17 protein-coding genes are annotated in these 15,487 nt (G+C 73.2%); 12 read left to right on the forward strand and 5 right to left on the reverse strand.

Going from position 1 to position 15,487, the window contains the following annotated elements:
• Positions 1-127: 127 nt before the first annotated feature.
• The 3 genes from rplM to glmM all read left to right on the forward strand — a co-directional run bounded on the left by rplM (position 128) and on the right by glmM (position 2,590).
• The gene (rplM, locus tag RBJ77_RS12355) at positions 128-571 is read left to right on the forward strand and encodes a 50S ribosomal protein L13 (protein ID WP_372345025.1); all 444 of its coding nucleotides are present in this window, start codon (positions 128-130) and stop codon (positions 569-571) included.
• Positions 572-615: 44 nt separating this feature from the next.
• The gene (gene rpsI, locus RBJ77_RS12360; RefSeq protein ID WP_111663862.1) at positions 616-1,131 is read left to right on the forward strand and encodes a 30S ribosomal protein S9; all 516 of its coding nucleotides are present in this window, start codon (positions 616-618) and stop codon (positions 1,129-1,131) included.
• Positions 1,132-1,231: 100 nt separating this feature from the next.
• The gene (gene glmM / locus RBJ77_RS12365) at positions 1,232-2,590 is read left to right on the forward strand and encodes a phosphoglucosamine mutase (RefSeq protein WP_372345026.1); all 1,359 of its coding nucleotides are present in this window, start codon (positions 1,232-1,234) and stop codon (positions 2,588-2,590) included.
• 67 nt (positions 2,591-2,657) lie between these two features.
• Here the strand turns inward: glmM and coaA are convergent, their stop codons facing one another.
• Positions 2,658-3,656 (reverse strand): type I pantothenate kinase, encoded by a 999-nt coding sequence (gene coaA / locus RBJ77_RS12370; protein ID WP_255974919.1) that lies wholly within the window; start codon positions 3,654-3,656, stop codon positions 2,658-2,660.
• A gap of 170 nt (positions 3,657-3,826) precedes the next feature.
• Between coaA and RBJ77_RS12375 the strand changes: the two genes are divergently transcribed.
• The 3 genes from RBJ77_RS12375 to RBJ77_RS12385 are packed head-to-tail and all read left to right on the forward strand — an operon-like array spanning position 3,827 to position 6,336.
• Complete coding sequence (locus tag RBJ77_RS12375; protein ID WP_372345027.1) at positions 3,827-4,066, forward strand: hypothetical protein; 240 nt, start codon at positions 3,827-3,829, stop codon at positions 4,064-4,066.
• Positions 4,067-4,088: 22 nt separating this feature from the next.
• The gene (glmS, locus tag RBJ77_RS12380; RefSeq protein WP_372345028.1) at positions 4,089-5,936 is read left to right on the forward strand and encodes a glutamine--fructose-6-phosphate transaminase (isomerizing); all 1,848 of its coding nucleotides are present in this window, start codon (positions 4,089-4,091) and stop codon (positions 5,934-5,936) included.
• 28 nt (positions 5,937-5,964) lie between these two features.
• Positions 5,965-6,336 (forward strand): holo-ACP synthase, encoded by a 372-nt coding sequence (locus RBJ77_RS12385; RefSeq protein WP_372345029.1) that lies wholly within the window; start codon positions 5,965-5,967, stop codon positions 6,334-6,336.
• Between the two features lie 426 nt (positions 6,337-6,762).
• On the opposite strand, the gene RBJ77_RS12390 is transcribed toward RBJ77_RS12385, so the two are convergent.
• The 3 genes from RBJ77_RS12390 to RBJ77_RS12400 are packed head-to-tail and all read right to left on the reverse strand — an operon-like array spanning position 6,763 to position 9,609.
• Complete coding sequence (locus tag RBJ77_RS12390; RefSeq protein ID WP_372345030.1) at positions 6,763-8,196, reverse strand: NAD(P)H-hydrate dehydratase; 1,434 nt, start codon at positions 8,194-8,196, stop codon at positions 6,763-6,765.
• A gap of 1 nt (position 8,197) precedes the next feature.
• Positions 8,198-9,034 carry an alpha/beta fold hydrolase gene (locus RBJ77_RS12395; protein ID WP_372345031.1) on the reverse strand — a complete coding sequence of 279 codons (837 nt, stop codon included), beginning with the start codon at positions 9,032-9,034 and terminating at the stop codon, positions 8,198-8,200.
• Entirely contained in the window at positions 9,031-9,609 is a 579-nt protein-coding gene (locus RBJ77_RS12400; protein WP_372345111.1) for a TetR/AcrR family transcriptional regulator, read from the reverse strand. The genes RBJ77_RS12395 and RBJ77_RS12400 overlap by 4 nt, the downstream gene beginning before the upstream one ends.
• Positions 9,610-9,772: 163 nt before the next feature.
• Here RBJ77_RS12400 and RBJ77_RS12405 point away from each other — a divergent pair, with 163 nt between their 5' ends.
• The 5 genes from RBJ77_RS12405 (at position 9,773) to RBJ77_RS12425 (ending at position 13,980) form a co-directional block, all read left to right on the forward strand.
• Entirely contained in the window at positions 9,773-10,693 is a 921-nt protein-coding gene (locus tag RBJ77_RS12405) for a L,D-transpeptidase family protein (RefSeq protein WP_372345032.1), read from the forward strand.
• Between the two features lie 36 nt (positions 10,694-10,729).
• Positions 10,730-11,878: an alanine racemase gene (alr, locus tag RBJ77_RS12410; RefSeq protein WP_372345033.1), complete on the forward strand. Its 1,149-nt coding sequence runs from the start codon at positions 10,730-10,732 to the stop codon at positions 11,876-11,878.
• A gap of 26 nt (positions 11,879-11,904) precedes the next feature.
• Positions 11,905-13,137 (forward strand): alpha/beta fold hydrolase, encoded by a 1,233-nt coding sequence (locus RBJ77_RS12415; RefSeq protein ID WP_372345034.1) that lies wholly within the window; start codon positions 11,905-11,907, stop codon positions 13,135-13,137.
• Complete coding sequence (tsaE, locus tag RBJ77_RS12420; protein ID WP_255979017.1) at positions 13,100-13,645, forward strand: tRNA (adenosine(37)-N6)-threonylcarbamoyltransferase complex ATPase subunit type 1 TsaE; 546 nt, start codon at positions 13,100-13,102, stop codon at positions 13,643-13,645. The genes RBJ77_RS12415 and tsaE overlap by 38 nt, the downstream gene beginning before the upstream one ends.
• Before the next feature lie 134 nt (positions 13,646-13,779).
• Positions 13,780-13,980, forward strand: coding sequence for a hypothetical protein (locus tag RBJ77_RS12425; protein ID WP_372345035.1), 201 nt, complete (start codon positions 13,780-13,782; stop codon positions 13,978-13,980).
• Positions 13,981-13,986: 6 nt separating this feature from the next.
• Here the strand turns inward: RBJ77_RS12425 and RBJ77_RS12430 are convergent, their stop codons facing one another.
• Positions 13,987-14,538: a hypothetical protein gene (locus RBJ77_RS12430; protein WP_372345036.1), complete on the reverse strand. Its 552-nt coding sequence runs from the start codon at positions 14,536-14,538 to the stop codon at positions 13,987-13,989.
• Between the two features lie 291 nt (positions 14,539-14,829).
• Here RBJ77_RS12430 and tsaB point away from each other — a divergent pair, with 291 nt between their 5' ends.
• Positions 14,830-15,483 (forward strand): tRNA (adenosine(37)-N6)-threonylcarbamoyltransferase complex dimerization subunit type 1 TsaB, encoded by a 654-nt coding sequence (tsaB, locus tag RBJ77_RS12435; protein WP_372345037.1) that lies wholly within the window; start codon positions 14,830-14,832, stop codon positions 15,481-15,483.
• The last annotated feature ends 4 nt before the right edge of the window (positions 15,484-15,487 follow it).

Genomic DNA, 15,487 nt, shown 5'->3' on the forward strand with positions numbered 1-15,487 from the left:
GGGTTCCCTGGAGCAGTTACCAGTGGGCGGCATACGGGCGCTGAACCCGGCACTGTCGTCCCCAGCTGCACGATCGCTTCAGTGATGCCATGTTCAGCACCCATCCACTGAAGAAGAAGGCTGCGAAGTGCGTACGTACAGCCCTAAGCCCGGCGATGTGACCCGCCAGTGGCACGTCATTGACGCGCAGGACGTCGTCCTGGGACGTCTGGCCACCACTGCTGCGACCCTCCTCCGTGGCAAGCACAAGCCGACCTATGCTCCGCACATGGACATGGGCGACTTCGTCATCATCATCAACGCCGACAAGGTTCACCTGTCCGGCAACAAGAAGACCCAGAAGCTGGCGTACCGCCACTCCGGCTTCCCGGGTGGTCTGCGCTCCGTCCGTTACGACGAGCTGCTGGCGAAGAACCCCGAGAAGGCCGTCGAGAAGGCCATCAAGGGCATGATCCCCAAGAACACCCTGGGCCGTCAGATGCTCTCGAAGCTGAAGGTCTACTCGGGCGACCAGCACCCGCACGCTGCCCAGCAGCCGGTGCCGTTCGAGATCACCCAGGTCGCGCAGTAGTTCCGGCCACACCCCCAAAGACAGAAAAGAATCTGAGGAGCATCGTGGCCGAGACCACCGCCGAGACGCCGGTCGAAGAGATCGTCGACGTCGAGAGCTACACCACCGAGTCGGACGCGCCCGTCGAGGGCGAGTACACCTCGGAGTCCAACCCCGCCCGCTTCGGTGACCCGCAGCCGGCCGCCGGCCTGGGCCGTCGCAAGAACGCCATCGCGCGCGTTCGCATCGTGCCCGGCACGGGCAAGTGGAAGGTCAACGGGCGCACGCTCGAGGACTACTTCCCGAACAAGGTCCACCAGCAGGAAGTCAACGAGCCCTTCAAGGTGCTCGAGCTCGACGGCCGCTACGACGTCATCGCCCGCATCTCGGGTGGCGGCGTCTCCGGTCAGGCCGGTGCCCTGCGCCTCGGCGTGGCCCGCGCGCTGAACGAGGCCGACGTGGACAACAACCGCCCGGCGCTGAAGAAGGCCGGTTACCTGAAGCGTGACGACCGTGCGGTCGAGCGCAAGAAGGCCGGTCTCAAGAAGGCCCGCAAGGCCCCGCAGTACAGCAAGCGCTAAATCTCGCTGCCTGCTTGTTTTTCCCGTTCGCCCCGGCGGCACCTTCCGTGCCGCCGGGGCGTTCGGCTTATGGACGACATGAAGTTGTGGAGGACACCAAGTGGGACGACTCTTCGGCACGGACGGCGTGCGCGGTGTCGCCAACGCGGACCTGACCGCCGAGCTGGCGCTCGGCCTTTCGGTCGCCGCGGCACACGTACTCGGTGAGGCGGGCTCCTTCGAGGGGCACCGTCCGGTCGCCGTCGTCGGCCGTGACCCGCGTGCCTCGGGCGAGTTCCTGGAGGCCGCGGTCGTGGCGGGCCTGGCCAGTGCCGGCGTCGACGTCCTGCGCGTCGGTGTGCTGCCCACCCCCGCGGTGGCGTATCTCACCGGTGCGCTGGGAGCCGACCTCGGCGTGATGCTCTCCGCGAGTCACAACGCCATGCCCGACAACGGCATCAAGTTCCTCGCCCGTGGCGGCCACAAGCTGGACGACGCCCTGGAGGACCGCATCGAGACGGTCTACGAGGAGCACCGCACGGGCGCTCCCTGGGACCGTCCCACCGGCGCCGGCGTCGGCCGCGTGAAGTCGTACGACGAGGGGCTCGACCAGTACATCGCGCACCTCGTCGGTGTGCTGCCGAACCGGCTCGACGGCCTGAAGGTCGTCCTCGACGAGGCGCACGGTGCCGCGTCCCGGGTCTCGCCCGAGGCGTTCACCCGGGCCGGCGCGGACGTCGTCACCATCGGTGCCGAGCCCGACGGGCTCAACATCAACGACGGCTGCGGGTCGACCCACCTCGACCTGCTGAAGGCCGCCGTCATCGAGCACAAGGCCGACTTCGGCATCGCGCACGACGGGGACGCCGACCGCTGCCTCGCCGTGGACCACACCGGGTCCGAGGTCGACGGCGACCAGATCATGGCCGTGATCGCCCTCGCGCTGCGCGAGCGCGGCGAGCTGCGCCAGGACACCGTCGTCGCGACCGTCATGTCGAACCTCGGCCTCAAGCTGGCCATGGAGCGCGAGGGCATCCACCTCGTGCAGACCGCGGTCGGCGACCGGTACGTGCTGGAGAACATGAAGGAGCACGGCTACGCGCTGGGCGGCGAGCAGTCCGGCCACGTGATCGTGCTCGACCACGCGACCACCGGTGACGGCACGCTCACCGGCCTGCTCCTCGCGGCGCGGGTCGCGCAGACCGGCCGGTCGCTGCAGGACCTCGCGGGCGTGATGGAGCGGCTGCCGCAGGTGCTCATCAACGTGCCGGACGTCGACAAGTCCCGGGTCACCACCTCCCCCGAGCTGGCGTCGGCGATCGCCGACGCCGAGCGCGAGCTCGGCTCCACGGGGCGGGTGCTGCTCCGCTCCTCGGGCACCGAGCCGCTGGTCCGGGTGATGGTCGAGGCGGCCGACATCGAGCAGGCGCGGCGCGTCGCGGGACGGCTCGCGGACGTCGTGAAGTCGGCGCTCGGCTAGGCCGGACGAGACACCCACGGAAGGCGCGCTCCCCGATCAGGGAAGCGCGCCTTCCGCGCATCGTGCGTCAGAGCTTGCGCAGGCGCAGCCGCTGCACCTTGTGGTCGGGGCCCTTGCGGACGACGAGACCGGCGCGGCCGCGGGTGGGGGCCACGTTCTCCAGCAGGTTCGGCCGGTTGATGGTGCGCCAGGTCGTGCGCGCGTAGTCGAGGGCCTCCTCCTCCGACACCTGCGTGTACTTCCTGAAGTACGAGGACGGGTCCTGGAAGGCCGTCGCGCGCAGCTTCAGGAAGCGGTTCAGGTACCAGCGCTCGATGTCCTCCTCGCGCGCGTCCACGTACACACTGAAGTCGAAGTAGTCGGCGAGACCGACCCGGGTGCGGCCGTCCTTGCCGGGCAGGGCGGGCTGCAGCACGTTGATGCCCTCGACGATGAGGATGTCGGGGCGGCGCACGACGAGCTTCTCGCCGGGCACGATGTCGTAGATCAGGTGCGAGTAGACGGGGGCCGTCACCTCGTCCTTGCCGGCCTTGATGTCGGCGACGAAGCGGGTGAGGGCGCGGCGGTCGTACGACTCGGGGAAGCCCTTGCGGCTCATCAGGCCGCGGGCCTCCAGCTCCTTGGTGGGGAGCAGGAACCCGTCCGTGGTGACGCGCTCCACGCGCGGGTGCTCGGGCCAGCGCGACAGCAGCGCCTGCAGCAGACGCGCGACGGTCGACTTGCCGACCGCCACCGAGCCCGCGACCCCTATGACGAACGGGGTGCCCGCCTGCGACGCCTTCTGCACGGTGTCGCCGAGGAAGGTGTTCACGGCGCTGCGCAGACCGTCGGTGGCGCCGACGTACAGATTGAGGAGCCGGGAGAGCGGCAGATAGATGTCGCGGACCTCGTCCAGGTCGATCACGTCACCGAGGCCGCGCAGCCGCTCCACCTCCGCCGCGCTCAGCGGAAGCGGCGTCTTGTCTCGCAGCGCGCTCCATTCCGTGCGGGTGAGGTCGACGTAGGGAGTCGCCTCCGGCTTGTGCCGGTGGGCGCTCCGCAGGGGTTCGGAGACCGGAGAGATCACAGTCCATTGTTACGGCTGTGTGGACGGGGCGGGGGGTGGGGTGCGTCACGCCACGTGTCGGCACCGTCCGTCACAGGTCGTGCACAGGTATGGACCTGAGGTGGAGGCGGCGATACGTTCCGGACACCCGTGGGGCAGAGCCGCACCCGCGGGGCGGGAGGTGAGCCGTCATGTCCGTGCTGCGCGTGCCAGGTTTCGTACGGCGCAGATCCGCTGCCGCGACGCGGAGCGAGGAGTGGGCGGGGCACGTCCGCAGCGAGCTGGCGGCCGAGCTGCCCGACGAGGACATAGGCGAGGACCTCGACGACTGCCTCGACTTCTACGAGATGGGCAGCAAGCCGCGCTGCGAGGAGGCCGAGTACCTCTGGCTCGTGCAGGACGCGCGGGACCGGATCGTGTGGGGGCGCTGACAGCGGGCTTACGCTGCCGCTTATGTGCGGAATCGTGGGATACGTAGGTTCACAGTCGGCTCTGGACGTCGTCCTCGCCGGGCTCAGGCGCCTGGAGTACCGGGGGTACGACTCGGCGGGTGCGGCCGTGCTCGCGGACGGGTCGCTGGCCTCCGCCAAGAAGGCCGGGAAGCTCGCCAACCTGGAGAAGGAGCTGGTGGACCGGCCCCTGCCGGCCGGCGCCACCGGCATCGGACACACCCGCTGGGCCACCCACGGCGGCCCCACGGACGCCAACGCGCACCCGCACCTGGACAACGCGGGCCGGGTCGCCGTCGTCCACAACGGCATCATCGAGAACTTCGCCGCGCTCCGCGCCGAGCTCGCCGAGCGGGGCCACGTCCTGGCCTCCGAGACCGACACCGAGGTCGTGGCGCACCTGCTCGCCGAGGAGTTCTCCGCCTGCGGCGACCTCGCCGAGGCGATGCGGCTGGTGTGCCGCCGCCTGGAGGGCGCGTTCACGCTGGTCGCGGTGCACGCGGACGCCCCGGACGTGGTCGTGGGCGCCCGCCGCAACTCGCCGCTCGTGGTCGGCGTGGGGGAGGGCGAGGCGTTCCTGGCCTCGGACGTGGCCGCCTTCATCGCGCACACCCGCTCGGCGATCGAGCTGGGCCAGGACCAGGTCGTCGAGCTGCGCAGGGACGCGGTGACGGTGACGGACTTCGACGGGCGGGCCGCGGACGTCCGGCACTACCACGTCGACTGGGACGCCTCCGCCGCCGAGAAGGGCGGCTACGACTACTTCATGCTCAAGGAGATCGCCGAGCAGCCGAAGGCCGTCGCGGACACGTTGCTCGGCCGGATCGGGGCCGAGGGCCAGCTGACGCTGGACGAGCTGCGCATCCCGCCGCAGGTACTGCGCATGGTCGACAAGGTCGTGATCGTGGCGTGCGGGACGGCGTTCCACGCCGGGCTCATCGCCAAGTACGCCATCGAGCACTGGACGCGGATCCCGTGCGAGGTGGAGCTGGCCAGCGAGTTCCGCTACCGGGACCCGATCCTGGACGCCCGCTCCCTGGTCATCGCGATCTCGCAGTCCGGCGAGACGATGGACACGTTGATGGCGCTGCGGCACGCGCGCGAGCAGGGGGCGACGGTCCTCGCCATCTGCAACACGAACGGTTCGACGATCCCGCGCGAGTCGGACGCGGTGCTGTACACGCACGCCGGTCCCGAGGTCGCGGTCGCCTCGACGAAGGCGTTCCTGACGCAGCTCGTGGCCTGCTATCTGGTCGCGCTGTACCTGGGGCAGGTGCGGGGCACCAAGTGGGGCGACGAGATCGCCGCCGTCGTACGGGAGCTGGCGCGCAGCGGGGAGGAGGTCGAGCGGGTCCTGGAGACGATGGAGCCGGTGCGCGAACTGGCCCGCTCGCTGGCCGACCGGGACACCGTGCTGTTCCTGGGGCGGCACGTCGGCTACCCCGTGGCCCTGGAGGGCGCGCTCAAGCTCAAGGAACTCGCCTACATGCACGCCGAGGGCTTCGCGGCGGGCGAGCTGAAGCACGGGCCGATCGCCCTGATCGAGGAGGGCGTGCCGGTGGTCGTGGTGGTGCCGTCGCCGCGGGGCCGGTCGGTGCTCCACGACAAGATCGTGTCCAACATCCAGGAGATCCGGGCACGGGGCGCGCGGACGATCGTGATCGCGGAGGAGGGCGACGACGCGGTGACCCCGTACGCGGACCACGTGGTCCGGGTCCCCGCCACCCCCACGCTCCTGCAGCCGCTCGTCGCGACGGTGCCGCTCCAGGTCTTCGCGTGCGAGCTGGCCACGGCGCGCGGCAACGAGGTGGACCAGCCGCGGAACCTGGCGAAGTCGGTGACCGTGGAGTGAGTGCTCCGGCCGCCGTAGGGTGCCCGGTATGAGCATCATCGGGGTCGGTATCGACGTTGCGGAGATCGAGCGGTTCGCGGCGTCCCTGGAGCGTACGCCCGGGATGGCCGAGCGGCTGTTCCTGAAGGGCGAGCTGCTGTTGCCGAGCGGCGAGCGGCGGGGGGTCGCCTCGCTCGCCGCGCGGTTCGCCGCGAAGGAGGCCATCGCCAAGGCGCTGGGGGCGCCGGGCGGGTTGCGGTGGACCGATGCGGAGGTGTGGGTCGAGGAGAGTGGGCAGCCGCGGATGCGGGTGACCGGGACCGTGGCGGCTCGGGCCGCGGAGCTTGGGGTGACCGGGTTTCATGTGTCGCTGAGCCACGACGCGGGGGTCGCTTCCGCGGTGGTCGTGGCGGAGGGGTAGCGGGGCGGGTCCGGCTTTCGTCGCGGGCTGCGGGCCGGTGGGGCGTCTCGCGCAGTTCCCCGCGCCCCTGAAAGGCCGACTGCGTCTGCCCCGTTGCTGTCGCGTCGCGGAGTGCGGGCCGCTGGGGCGTCTCGCGCAGTTCCCCGCGCCCCTGAAAGGCGCACTCCGTGCGCCTCCAGGAGAAAGCGCGGCGAAGCCGCAGCTTTCAGGGGCGCGGGGAACTGCGCGAGCAACCACGACGAGAGCCGCGGTCGCCCGCCGGGCATGCGGAGTTACGGCGCCAGGGGCGCGGGGAACTGCGCGAGCAACCACGACGAGAGCTGCGGCCACTCACCGCGCAAGCGGTTACGGCGCCAGGGGCGCGGGGAACTGCGCGACCCGCCCCCACCGGACCCGCACCCGCCCACCCGCAGGGATCGGCAGACGCTAGACGCCCACCACGTCCCGCCACACCGCAGGGATCGCCGAGGAGACGTCCTGGGCCGATACGGGGGCGCCGTCCGCCGCATGGCGGGCGGCGAGGCCGTGGAGGTATGCGGCCACCGATGCCGCGTCCAGGGGGCGGAGGCCCGCCGCCAGGAGGGAACCGGTCAGGCCCGACAGGACGTCGCCGCTGCCCGCGGTGGCGAGCCAGGGCGTGCCCGTCGGGTTCACCCGGACCGGGCCGCCGTCCGGGGACGCCACCAGCGTCGTGGAACCCTTCAGGAGGACGGTCGCGCCGTACCGGGACGCCAACTCCCGTACGGAGGACAGGCGTCGGGACTCCACCTCGTCCCGGGCCGAGCCCAGCAGGGCCGCCGCCTCCCCGGCGTGCGGGGTGAGGACGGTGGGGGCGGTGCGGGCCCGTACCGCCGCCTCGCCCGCCAGCCGGAGGCCGTCCGCGTCGATCAGCACCGGCACGTCCGACGCCAGGACGTCCCCGACGCCCGACGCGTCGTCGCCCAGGCCGGGCCCGAGCACCCAGGACTGGACCCGCCCCGCCTTGGCCGGCGGACCGGCCGACACCAGCGTCTCCGGGAACCGGGCGAGCACCGCGTCGGCCGCGGGACCCACGTAACGGACCGCCCCGGCCCCGCCGTGCAGCGCCCCGGCGACCGCGAGCACCGCCGCCCCCGGGTAGCGCGCCGAACCGGCGACCACGCCCACCACGCCCCGCCGGTACTTGTCGCTCTCGCCGGTGGGGCGGGGCAGCAGCGCCGCCACGTCGTCGTACTGCAACGACTCCAACCGCGCCTCGGCGAGCGGGAGTTCGAGGCCGATGTCGATCTGGCGGAGGGCGCCGGCGTAACCGTGCGCCGGGTCGATGAGGAGGCCTGGCTTGTACGTGCCGAACGTGACGGTCGCGTCCGCGTCGACCGCCTCGCCGTGCACCTCGCCGCTGTCCGCGTCGACCCCGCTGGGCAGGTCGACGGCGACCACGAGCCCCCGTGCGGCGGCGGCCAGTTCGGCCGCGCGGGGGCGCAGGCCGCCCTTGCCGCCGATGCCCACGATGCCGTCCATCACCAGGTCGGCCCGGCCGACGGTCTCCACGGCCGCCTTCGCCGCCGCGTCGAGCACGGTGCCGCCCGCCGCGCGCAGCGCGGCGAGGCCGCCCGGGTGCGCCCGGTCGGGCGCGAGGAGCAGCGCCGTGACGCCCGCGCCGCGCCGCGCCAGCCGGGCGCCCGCGTACAGGGCGTCGCCGCCGTTGTCCCCGGACCCGGCCAGCAGCGCGATCCGGGACCCGTACACCTTGCCGAGCAGGTCGGCGCAGGCGGCGGCGAGTCCCGCGGCGGCCCGCTGCATCAGCGCGCCGTCCGGGAGCCGCGCCATCAGTGCGCGTTCGGCGGACCTGACTGTTTCCACGTCGTAGGCGTAGCGCATGTCATCGAGTGTCTCCCAGGAGGTGGGTGCGGAGCAGGTCGGCGGTCTCGGCGGGGTGGGTGGACCAGCCGTTGTGGGCGCCGGGGAACGCGGCCAGTTCGAGCCCGAGGCGGTCGGCGATGAGCGCCGCGGGGCGGTACGGGAGGTGCGGGCGGGTCCGCGTGCCCGCCGCCAGGGTGAGGCGCGGCCCGGCCTGCGCGAGCGCGTCGAGATCGGGCTCGTACGCGGCGAAGCTGCGGTGCTCGTGGCGCAGCGCCAGCGGGGCGTTCGCCGCCATCCTGGTCATCGCCCGCACGGCCCGGGGCGAGGGCGGCTCGTCCGTGGCGGGGCGCGGCAGCAGGACCGGGCCGATCCCGCGCAGGAACCGCTCGCCGGCCGCTTCCGGGCCCCGTGCCTCGAACGTCTCGTACACCTCCTGGAAGAACGCCAGCTGCTCGGCCGCGTCCGGCAGCACGCTCCACGACGGCGGCTCGTGCGCCACCGCCGCGCGCACCCGCTCCCCGTGCCGGGCCAGCAGCGCGAGGGTGACGATCGCGCCGCTGGACGCGCCCGCCACGTAGGCCGGTTCGCCGGGGGAGACCGCGTCGAGGAGGCGGCGCGCGTCGTCCGCGTGGACCGGTACCCGCTGCTCGGTGTGCGGGCCGTCGAGCGTGCTGCGCGAGTAGCCGCGCGGGTCGTGCGTGAGCACCGTGAACGTGTCGGCCAGGGCGTCCGCGAGCGGGTCGAGGGCCGCGGCGTCGCCGCCCGCGCCGGGCAGCAGCAGGAGGACGGGCCCGGTGCCGCGCAGCTCGTGGTGGAGGGTCGCGCCGGGCACCCGCAGGGTGTGGGTGGTGATCAACTGCTCTCCTCCGTCGGCCAGTTGGTGAGCGTGATGTGGAGCGCCTCCAGGGCGCGGGCCCAGGTCGCCGTCACGTCCCGGTCGTGCCGGAAGCCGCCCGCGAGCTCCAGCGTGACGAAGCCGTGGAACGTGCTGCGCAGCAGCCGGCCCGCGTCCGTCAGGTCGGGCTCGCCCAGGCCGTAGCCGCGCAGCAGCGCGTGGACGCAGGTGAGGTTGCGGCGCAGTCCGGGGTGTTCGTCGAACGCCGACGGGTCGAGCTCCAGCTGCGTCGCCGCGTACCGGCCGGGGTGGGCGAGCGCGAAGTCCCGGTACGCGTGCGCGAACGCGAGCAGCGCGTCACGGCCCGACCGGCCCGCGAGCGCGTCCGAGATCCGGTCGGCGAGGTCGAGCCCGGACAGGATCGCGACCCGGGTGCTCAGGTCGGAGACGCCCCTGACGTGCGCGTACAGGCTCGCGTCCTTGACGCCGAAGCCGCGGGCGAGCGCCGCGATCGTGAGGTGCTCGAAGCCGACGGCGTCCGCGAGGTCGGCGGCGGCCGCCACCACCCGCTCCCGGGTGAGACCCGCCCTGGCCATCATCATCGTCGTCCTCGCTCCGTCTTCCCGGGGAACCACAAACCTAGGGACCCTAGGTATTTGCTTACGGTACCTAGGTTCAGCCGGGCAGATCAACGGCTTTTCGGGGGACCTCGCCGCGCGGCTGCCGGGCATCGGGCGCCCGGCCGGATTCCCTCGGCCCATGACCAGCACCCTCGTGCGCGGCGGCGTCGCCGCCCTGCTCGCCCTCGCCGCGGCGCTGCCGGCGGGCCCGGCCCTCGCCGACCCCGTCCCGCCCCGGCCCGCCGCCCCCGCCCAGGGCCCCGCGCTCGTCCCCGGCATCCCGCTCGCGCCGTACGACACCCGCCCGCTGGACACCCCCGACCAGGCGCTGCCGCCCCGGGTGTACGAGCCGAGCGCCGCCGAGGACGCCGTCGAGCCGTACGAGCCGCCGCTCGGGTCCGACCCGCTCGTCGAGTACGTGCCGCCGAGCGAGGTGCCGGCCGCGCCCGGCAGCCTCGGCGCGCCGGCCGCCGCCACCTGCACCAAGAAGACCGGCACCCACCAGCGCAAGGTCGAGCGCTGGCTGCGTCTGAAGGTGGACGGCAAGCAGTCGCCCGCCGACTGCCGGGCCATCCGCGCCTTCCAGACCAAGCAGGGCATCCGCCCGAACATCGGCTACGCGGGACCCGTCACCTGGGCCCGCATGCAGTGGCTGTCCGCCCGCAAGAACCCGAACGCGGCGAAGAAGTGCCCCACGCGCGCGTACCGCCTCGCCTGCGTCGACCTGCCGCGCCAGCTGATGTGGGTCACCAAGGGCAAGAAGGTCGTCTTCGGCCCGGTCCCGATCCGCAGCGGGCGGGCCGGGTACGCGACCCGCACGGGCTGGCACAAGGTCTACTGGAAGCACAAGAACCACTGGTCGACGCTGTACAACACCCCCATGCCGTACTCCCAGTTCTTCAGCGGCGGGCAGGCCTTCCACGCGATCTACGGCAACGTGTACAACCCGCCCGGCTCGCGCGGCTGCGTGAACATGCGGCTCGGCGACGCCAAGAAGCTGTGGGGCGTCCTGAAGAAGGGCGACCGCGTCTACGTGTGGGGCCGCAAGCCCGGTACCTGAGGGGCTGCCCGACCCCTCTGAGAGACTGGGCCCACGATGAACGAGAACGTGACTGCCCCGCTCCGCGCCCGTGCCGAGATCGATCTGGCCGCACTGAGGGCCAACGTGCGGTCCCTGCGCGCCCATGCGCCCGGGGCCGCGTTCATGGCCGTCGTGAAGGCGGACGCGTACGGGCACGGCATGCTCCCGGTGGCCCGCGCCGCCAAGGAGGCGGGTGCCGAGTGGATCGGCACCGCCACCGCCGAGGAGGCGCTCGAACTGCGCGCGGCCGGGCTGACCGGGCGCGTCATGTGCTGGCTCTGGGTGCCCGGCGGGCCCTGGCGCGAGGGCATCGAGGCCGATCTGGACATGTCCGTGAGCGGCATGTGGGCGCTGCGGGAAGTGACCGCCGCCGCACGGGAGTCGGGCCTGACCGCCCGGATCCAGCTGAAGGCCGACACGGGACTCGGACGCAACGGCTGCCTGCCCGCCGACTGGCCCGAGCTGGTGGGCGCCGCCCTGGACGCGCAGCGGGCGGGCCTGGTCACCGTCACCGGCCTGTGGTCCCACTTCGCGTGCGCCGACGAGCCGGGCCACCCGTCGATCGCCGCGCAGCTGGACCGCTTCCGCGAGATGGTCGCGTACGCGGAGGGGGAGGGCGTCACCCCGGAGGTGCGGCACATCGCCAACTCGCCGGGCACGCTCACCCTCCCCGAGACCCACTTCGACCTCGTCCGCCCCGGCATCGCCATGTACGGGATCTCGCCCAGCCCCGAGCTCGGCACGCCCGCCGACTTCGGGCTGCGCCCGGTCATGACGCTGAAGGCGAACCTCGCGCTCGTGAAGCACGCACCGGGTGGACTCGGCGTCAGTTACGGGCATCACTACGTCACACCGGGGGAGACGACCCTCGGTCTCGTCCCGCTCGGCTACGCGGACGGCATCCCGCGGCACGCCTCCGGCACGGGCCCGGTCCTGATCGGCGGCAAGCGGCGCACGGTCGCGGGCCGGGTCGCGATGGACCAGTTCGTCGTCGACCTCGGCGGCGACGAACCGGCGGCCGGGGACGAGGCGGTGCTGTTCGGCCCGGGCGACGGGGGCGAGCCGACCGCCGAGGACTGGGCGGCCGCGTCGGGAACCATCGCGTACGAGATCGTCACGCGGATCGGTTCCCGCGTGCCGCGCGTCTACGTGGACGAAGCATGACCCCTGGCCCCTAGGAGGAGCGGCACGTGAGCGAGAGCAGCGCAGAGGCCACGGCGGCCGTCGCCGAGGCCGCGGCCTCGGCGACCTGGCGGCGGGCCGGCCTCGCGGGCGCCGCGATAGGCGTGGTCGCCGCGGGCGCCGCCGCCGGTGTCGCCGTCGAGCGGCTGACCGTCGGGCGCGGGATGCGCCGCAAGGCCCGGCTCGCCCTCGACGCGTCGGGGCCGTACGGCGCGCTGCGCGGCGTGCCCGGCAAGGCGTACGCCGACGACGGCACCGAGCTGTACTACGAGGTCGACGAGGTGGAGGCGGAGAGCGGCGCGGGCCCGCGCAGACGGCGCCTGTTCGGCCGCAAGGCCCCCGCCCCGGTCACCGTCGTCTTCAGCCACGGCTACTGCCTCAACCAGGACTCCTGGCACTTCCAGCGCGCGGCCCTGCGCGGCGTCGTGCGCTGCGTGTACTGGGACCAGCGCAGCCACGGCCGCTCCGGGCGCGGCGTCGAGCAGGTCGAGGAGGGCGTGCCGGTCTCCATCGACCGGCTCGGCGGCGACCTGGCGGCGGTCGTCGCCGCGGCCGCGCCCGAGGGCCCGCTCGTCCTCGTCGGCCACTCCATGGGCGGCATGACCGTGATGGCGCTGGCCGACCGGCTGCCCGGCCTGATCCGTGACCGGGTCGTCGGCGTGGGCCTGGTCGGGACGTCGTCGGGGAAGCTCGGCGAGGTCAACTACGGGCTTCCGGTGGCCGGGGTGAACGCGATCCGGCGCGTGCTGCCCGGGGTGCTCAAGGTGCTGGGGCAGCGGGCCGAGCTGGTCGAGAAGGGGCGGCGGGCGACGGCCGACCTGTTCGCCGGGATCATCAAGCGGTACTCGTTCGCGTCCCGGGACGTCGATCCGGCGGTCGCCCGGTTCGCCGAGCGGATGATCGAGGGCACGCCCATCGACGTGGTCGCCGAGTTCTACCCGGCGTTCCAGGAGCACGACAAGACGGCCGCCCTCGCGCACTTCGCGCGCCTCCCGGTGCTGGTCCTCGCGGGCGACCAGGACCTGGTGACGCCGAGCGAGCACAGCGAGGCGATCGCGGCGCTGCTGCCGGACGCCGAGTTCGTCCTTGTACCGGACGCCGGGCACCTGGTGATGCTGGAGCACCCGGAGGTCGTCACGGACCGGCTGGCCGACCTCCTGGCCCGCGCGGGCGCGGTCCCCGCAGGGGCTACCGTGGGCAGTTATGGAGACACCGGCAGCACCGCACAGCCCGGCGGCTGACCCCGCCACCCCCGTCACCCCTGTTTCTACGGTCACGGTGACCGTCAACTCCCCGGACGAGATGCGGGAGTTGGGCCTCGCGCTGGCCAAGCAGCTGCGTCCCGGCGACCTCGTGATGCTCACCGGTGAGCTGGGCGCGGGCAAGACGACGCTGACCCGCGGGCTCGGCGCGGGCCTGGGCGTGCGGGGCGCGGTGACGTCGCCGACGTTCGTCATCGCCCGCGTCCACCCGCCGCTGTCCGGCGGCCCCGCCCTGGTCCACGTCGACGCGTACCGGCTCGGCGGCGGCCTGGACGAGATGGAGGACCTCGACCTCGACGTGTCGCTGCCGGACTCCGTGGTCGTCGTGGAGTGGGGCGACGGCAAGGTCGAGGAGCTGTCCGACGACCGGCTGCACGTGATCATCGACCGGGCCACCGGCGACACCACGGACGAGGTCAGGATCGTGACGCTGAACGGCATCGGGGCGCGCTGGGCCGAGGCGGACCTGGGCTCCCTGGCGGGCTGACGGCCCGGCGGCGGGTATTCCGACAACGCGTCGGCAAAATGTTGCGCGACGCGGCTTTGCCGTGTTCACATGGGGGTGTGACGTAGTTAGGTCTACCTAACTTAGCGTGCTCCGGCGGCCCACGGGAGGCGTCCATGTCGACTTCGGAACGTGACGGGTTCTCGATGCGGGACCTGCTGGCGGCGTGTGCGGCGGCCCGCACCGTCTCGACCCCGCCGGTGGAGGCGCCCTGCCAGGGGCGCGCGGCCGCATCGGTCGGCGGCTCCGCCGCGGGCCACGAGCAGTCGCACGGCACCCGCCCGCGTGACGCGAAGATCCGCCCCTACGGCGCGTAACGGCGGCTACGGCACCACGACGACGCTGCGGCCGATCGTGGCGAACTCCCACATCAGGTCGCCGTTCTCCCGCGACTGGCGGATGCCACCGGTCTTCTTCGACGCACCGGGCGCCGCCGTCGACCCGTCCACCGCCGCGCTGAACCCGACCGCGAGCCCCTGCGCCGTGGCGAACCGCACGACGTGCTCGATCGGCACGCCGTCCGTCCCGGTGACCGAACCGGAGCGCGAGGTCACCGTGTACGCACCGGGCGCCGGGTCCACCGAACCCGCCGTCACCGGGTACGAGCGCACGCCCTTGTTCGCCGGAGTGACCAGCCACACCCGGTCCTTGCCCAGCGAGTACACGACCCGCTCGCCCTTGCCGGACTGCCCGGGCAGCGCCATCGGGTCCGCCTTCTCCTTGGGGGAGCGGGACGCCGTCGCGGACGGGGAGTCGGTCTTCGGCTTGCCGAGGTCGGCCGGCGCGTTCGCCGACGCCTGGTAGGCGAGGACGCCGACCACGGCGAGCGCGCCCGCGGTCAGCGCGGTGACGAATCCGGTGCTGCTCCGTGCCACCAGGTGCCTGCCTCTCAAGTCCGAACCTCAGGGTGACGGTAGCAGCCGGGGCCCTGCCGCCCCGGGCTTGTGGGAGCGCGGACGTGTCCGCCCCTCCGGAGCCGGAAGGCCCTGGCACGGGTTTCCCGCCTGCCTGACGGCGCCCGGCACGCGCATCTGCGGCGTTGTCGTCGGTCGATGACGCTCCGCGTCGCCTCCCTCCTCCGCCTCGCAGCCGCACGCACCGGGCGCCGTCAGGCCCGCCCTTCGGGCGGACGACGGGAAACCCGTGACAGGGCCTAGGCTGTTTGCGTGCTGTTGCTCGCCATGGATACCGCCACCCCCGCCGTCACCGTCGCCCTGCACGACGGCTCGTCCGTCGTCGCGGAGTCGAGTCAGGTGGATGCCCGCAGACACGGGGAGCTGTTGCTGCCCGCCGTCGACCGCGTGCTCGCCGAGGCCGGTGTGCGGCTCGACGGCGTGACCGGGATCGTCGTGGGCGTCGGCCCGGGCCCGTACACCGGACTGCGCGTCGGGCTGATGACCGCCGACACCTTCGGCCTCGCGCTCGGCGTCCCCGTGCACGGCGTGTGCACGCTGGACGGGCTCGCGTTCGAGGCCCAGGTGGACGGCCCCTTCGTCGTCGCCACCGACGCACGGCGCAAGGAGGTGTACTGGGCCCGGTACGAGAACCCGCGGACCCGCACCACCGACGCCGCCGTCGACCGGCCCGCCGACATCGCCGAGCAGGTCGCCGGGCTGCCCGCCGTGGGCGCCGGAGCCGTGCTGTACCCGGACACGTTCCCGGACGCGCACGGGCCCGAGCACGTGTCCGCCGCGGCCCTCGCCGCCCTCGCCGCGGAGCGGCTCGCGGCCGGCGAGGAACTGCTCGAACCGCGGCCCCTCTACCTGCGCCGCCCCGACGCGCAGGTCCCCAAGAACTACAAGGTGGTCACCCCCAAGTGACCCC

The organism is Streptomyces sp. KL116D (assembly GCF_030766975.1).
Classification (GTDB): Bacteria; Actinomycetota; Actinomycetes; order Streptomycetales; family Streptomycetaceae; genus Streptomyces; species Streptomyces longispororuber_A.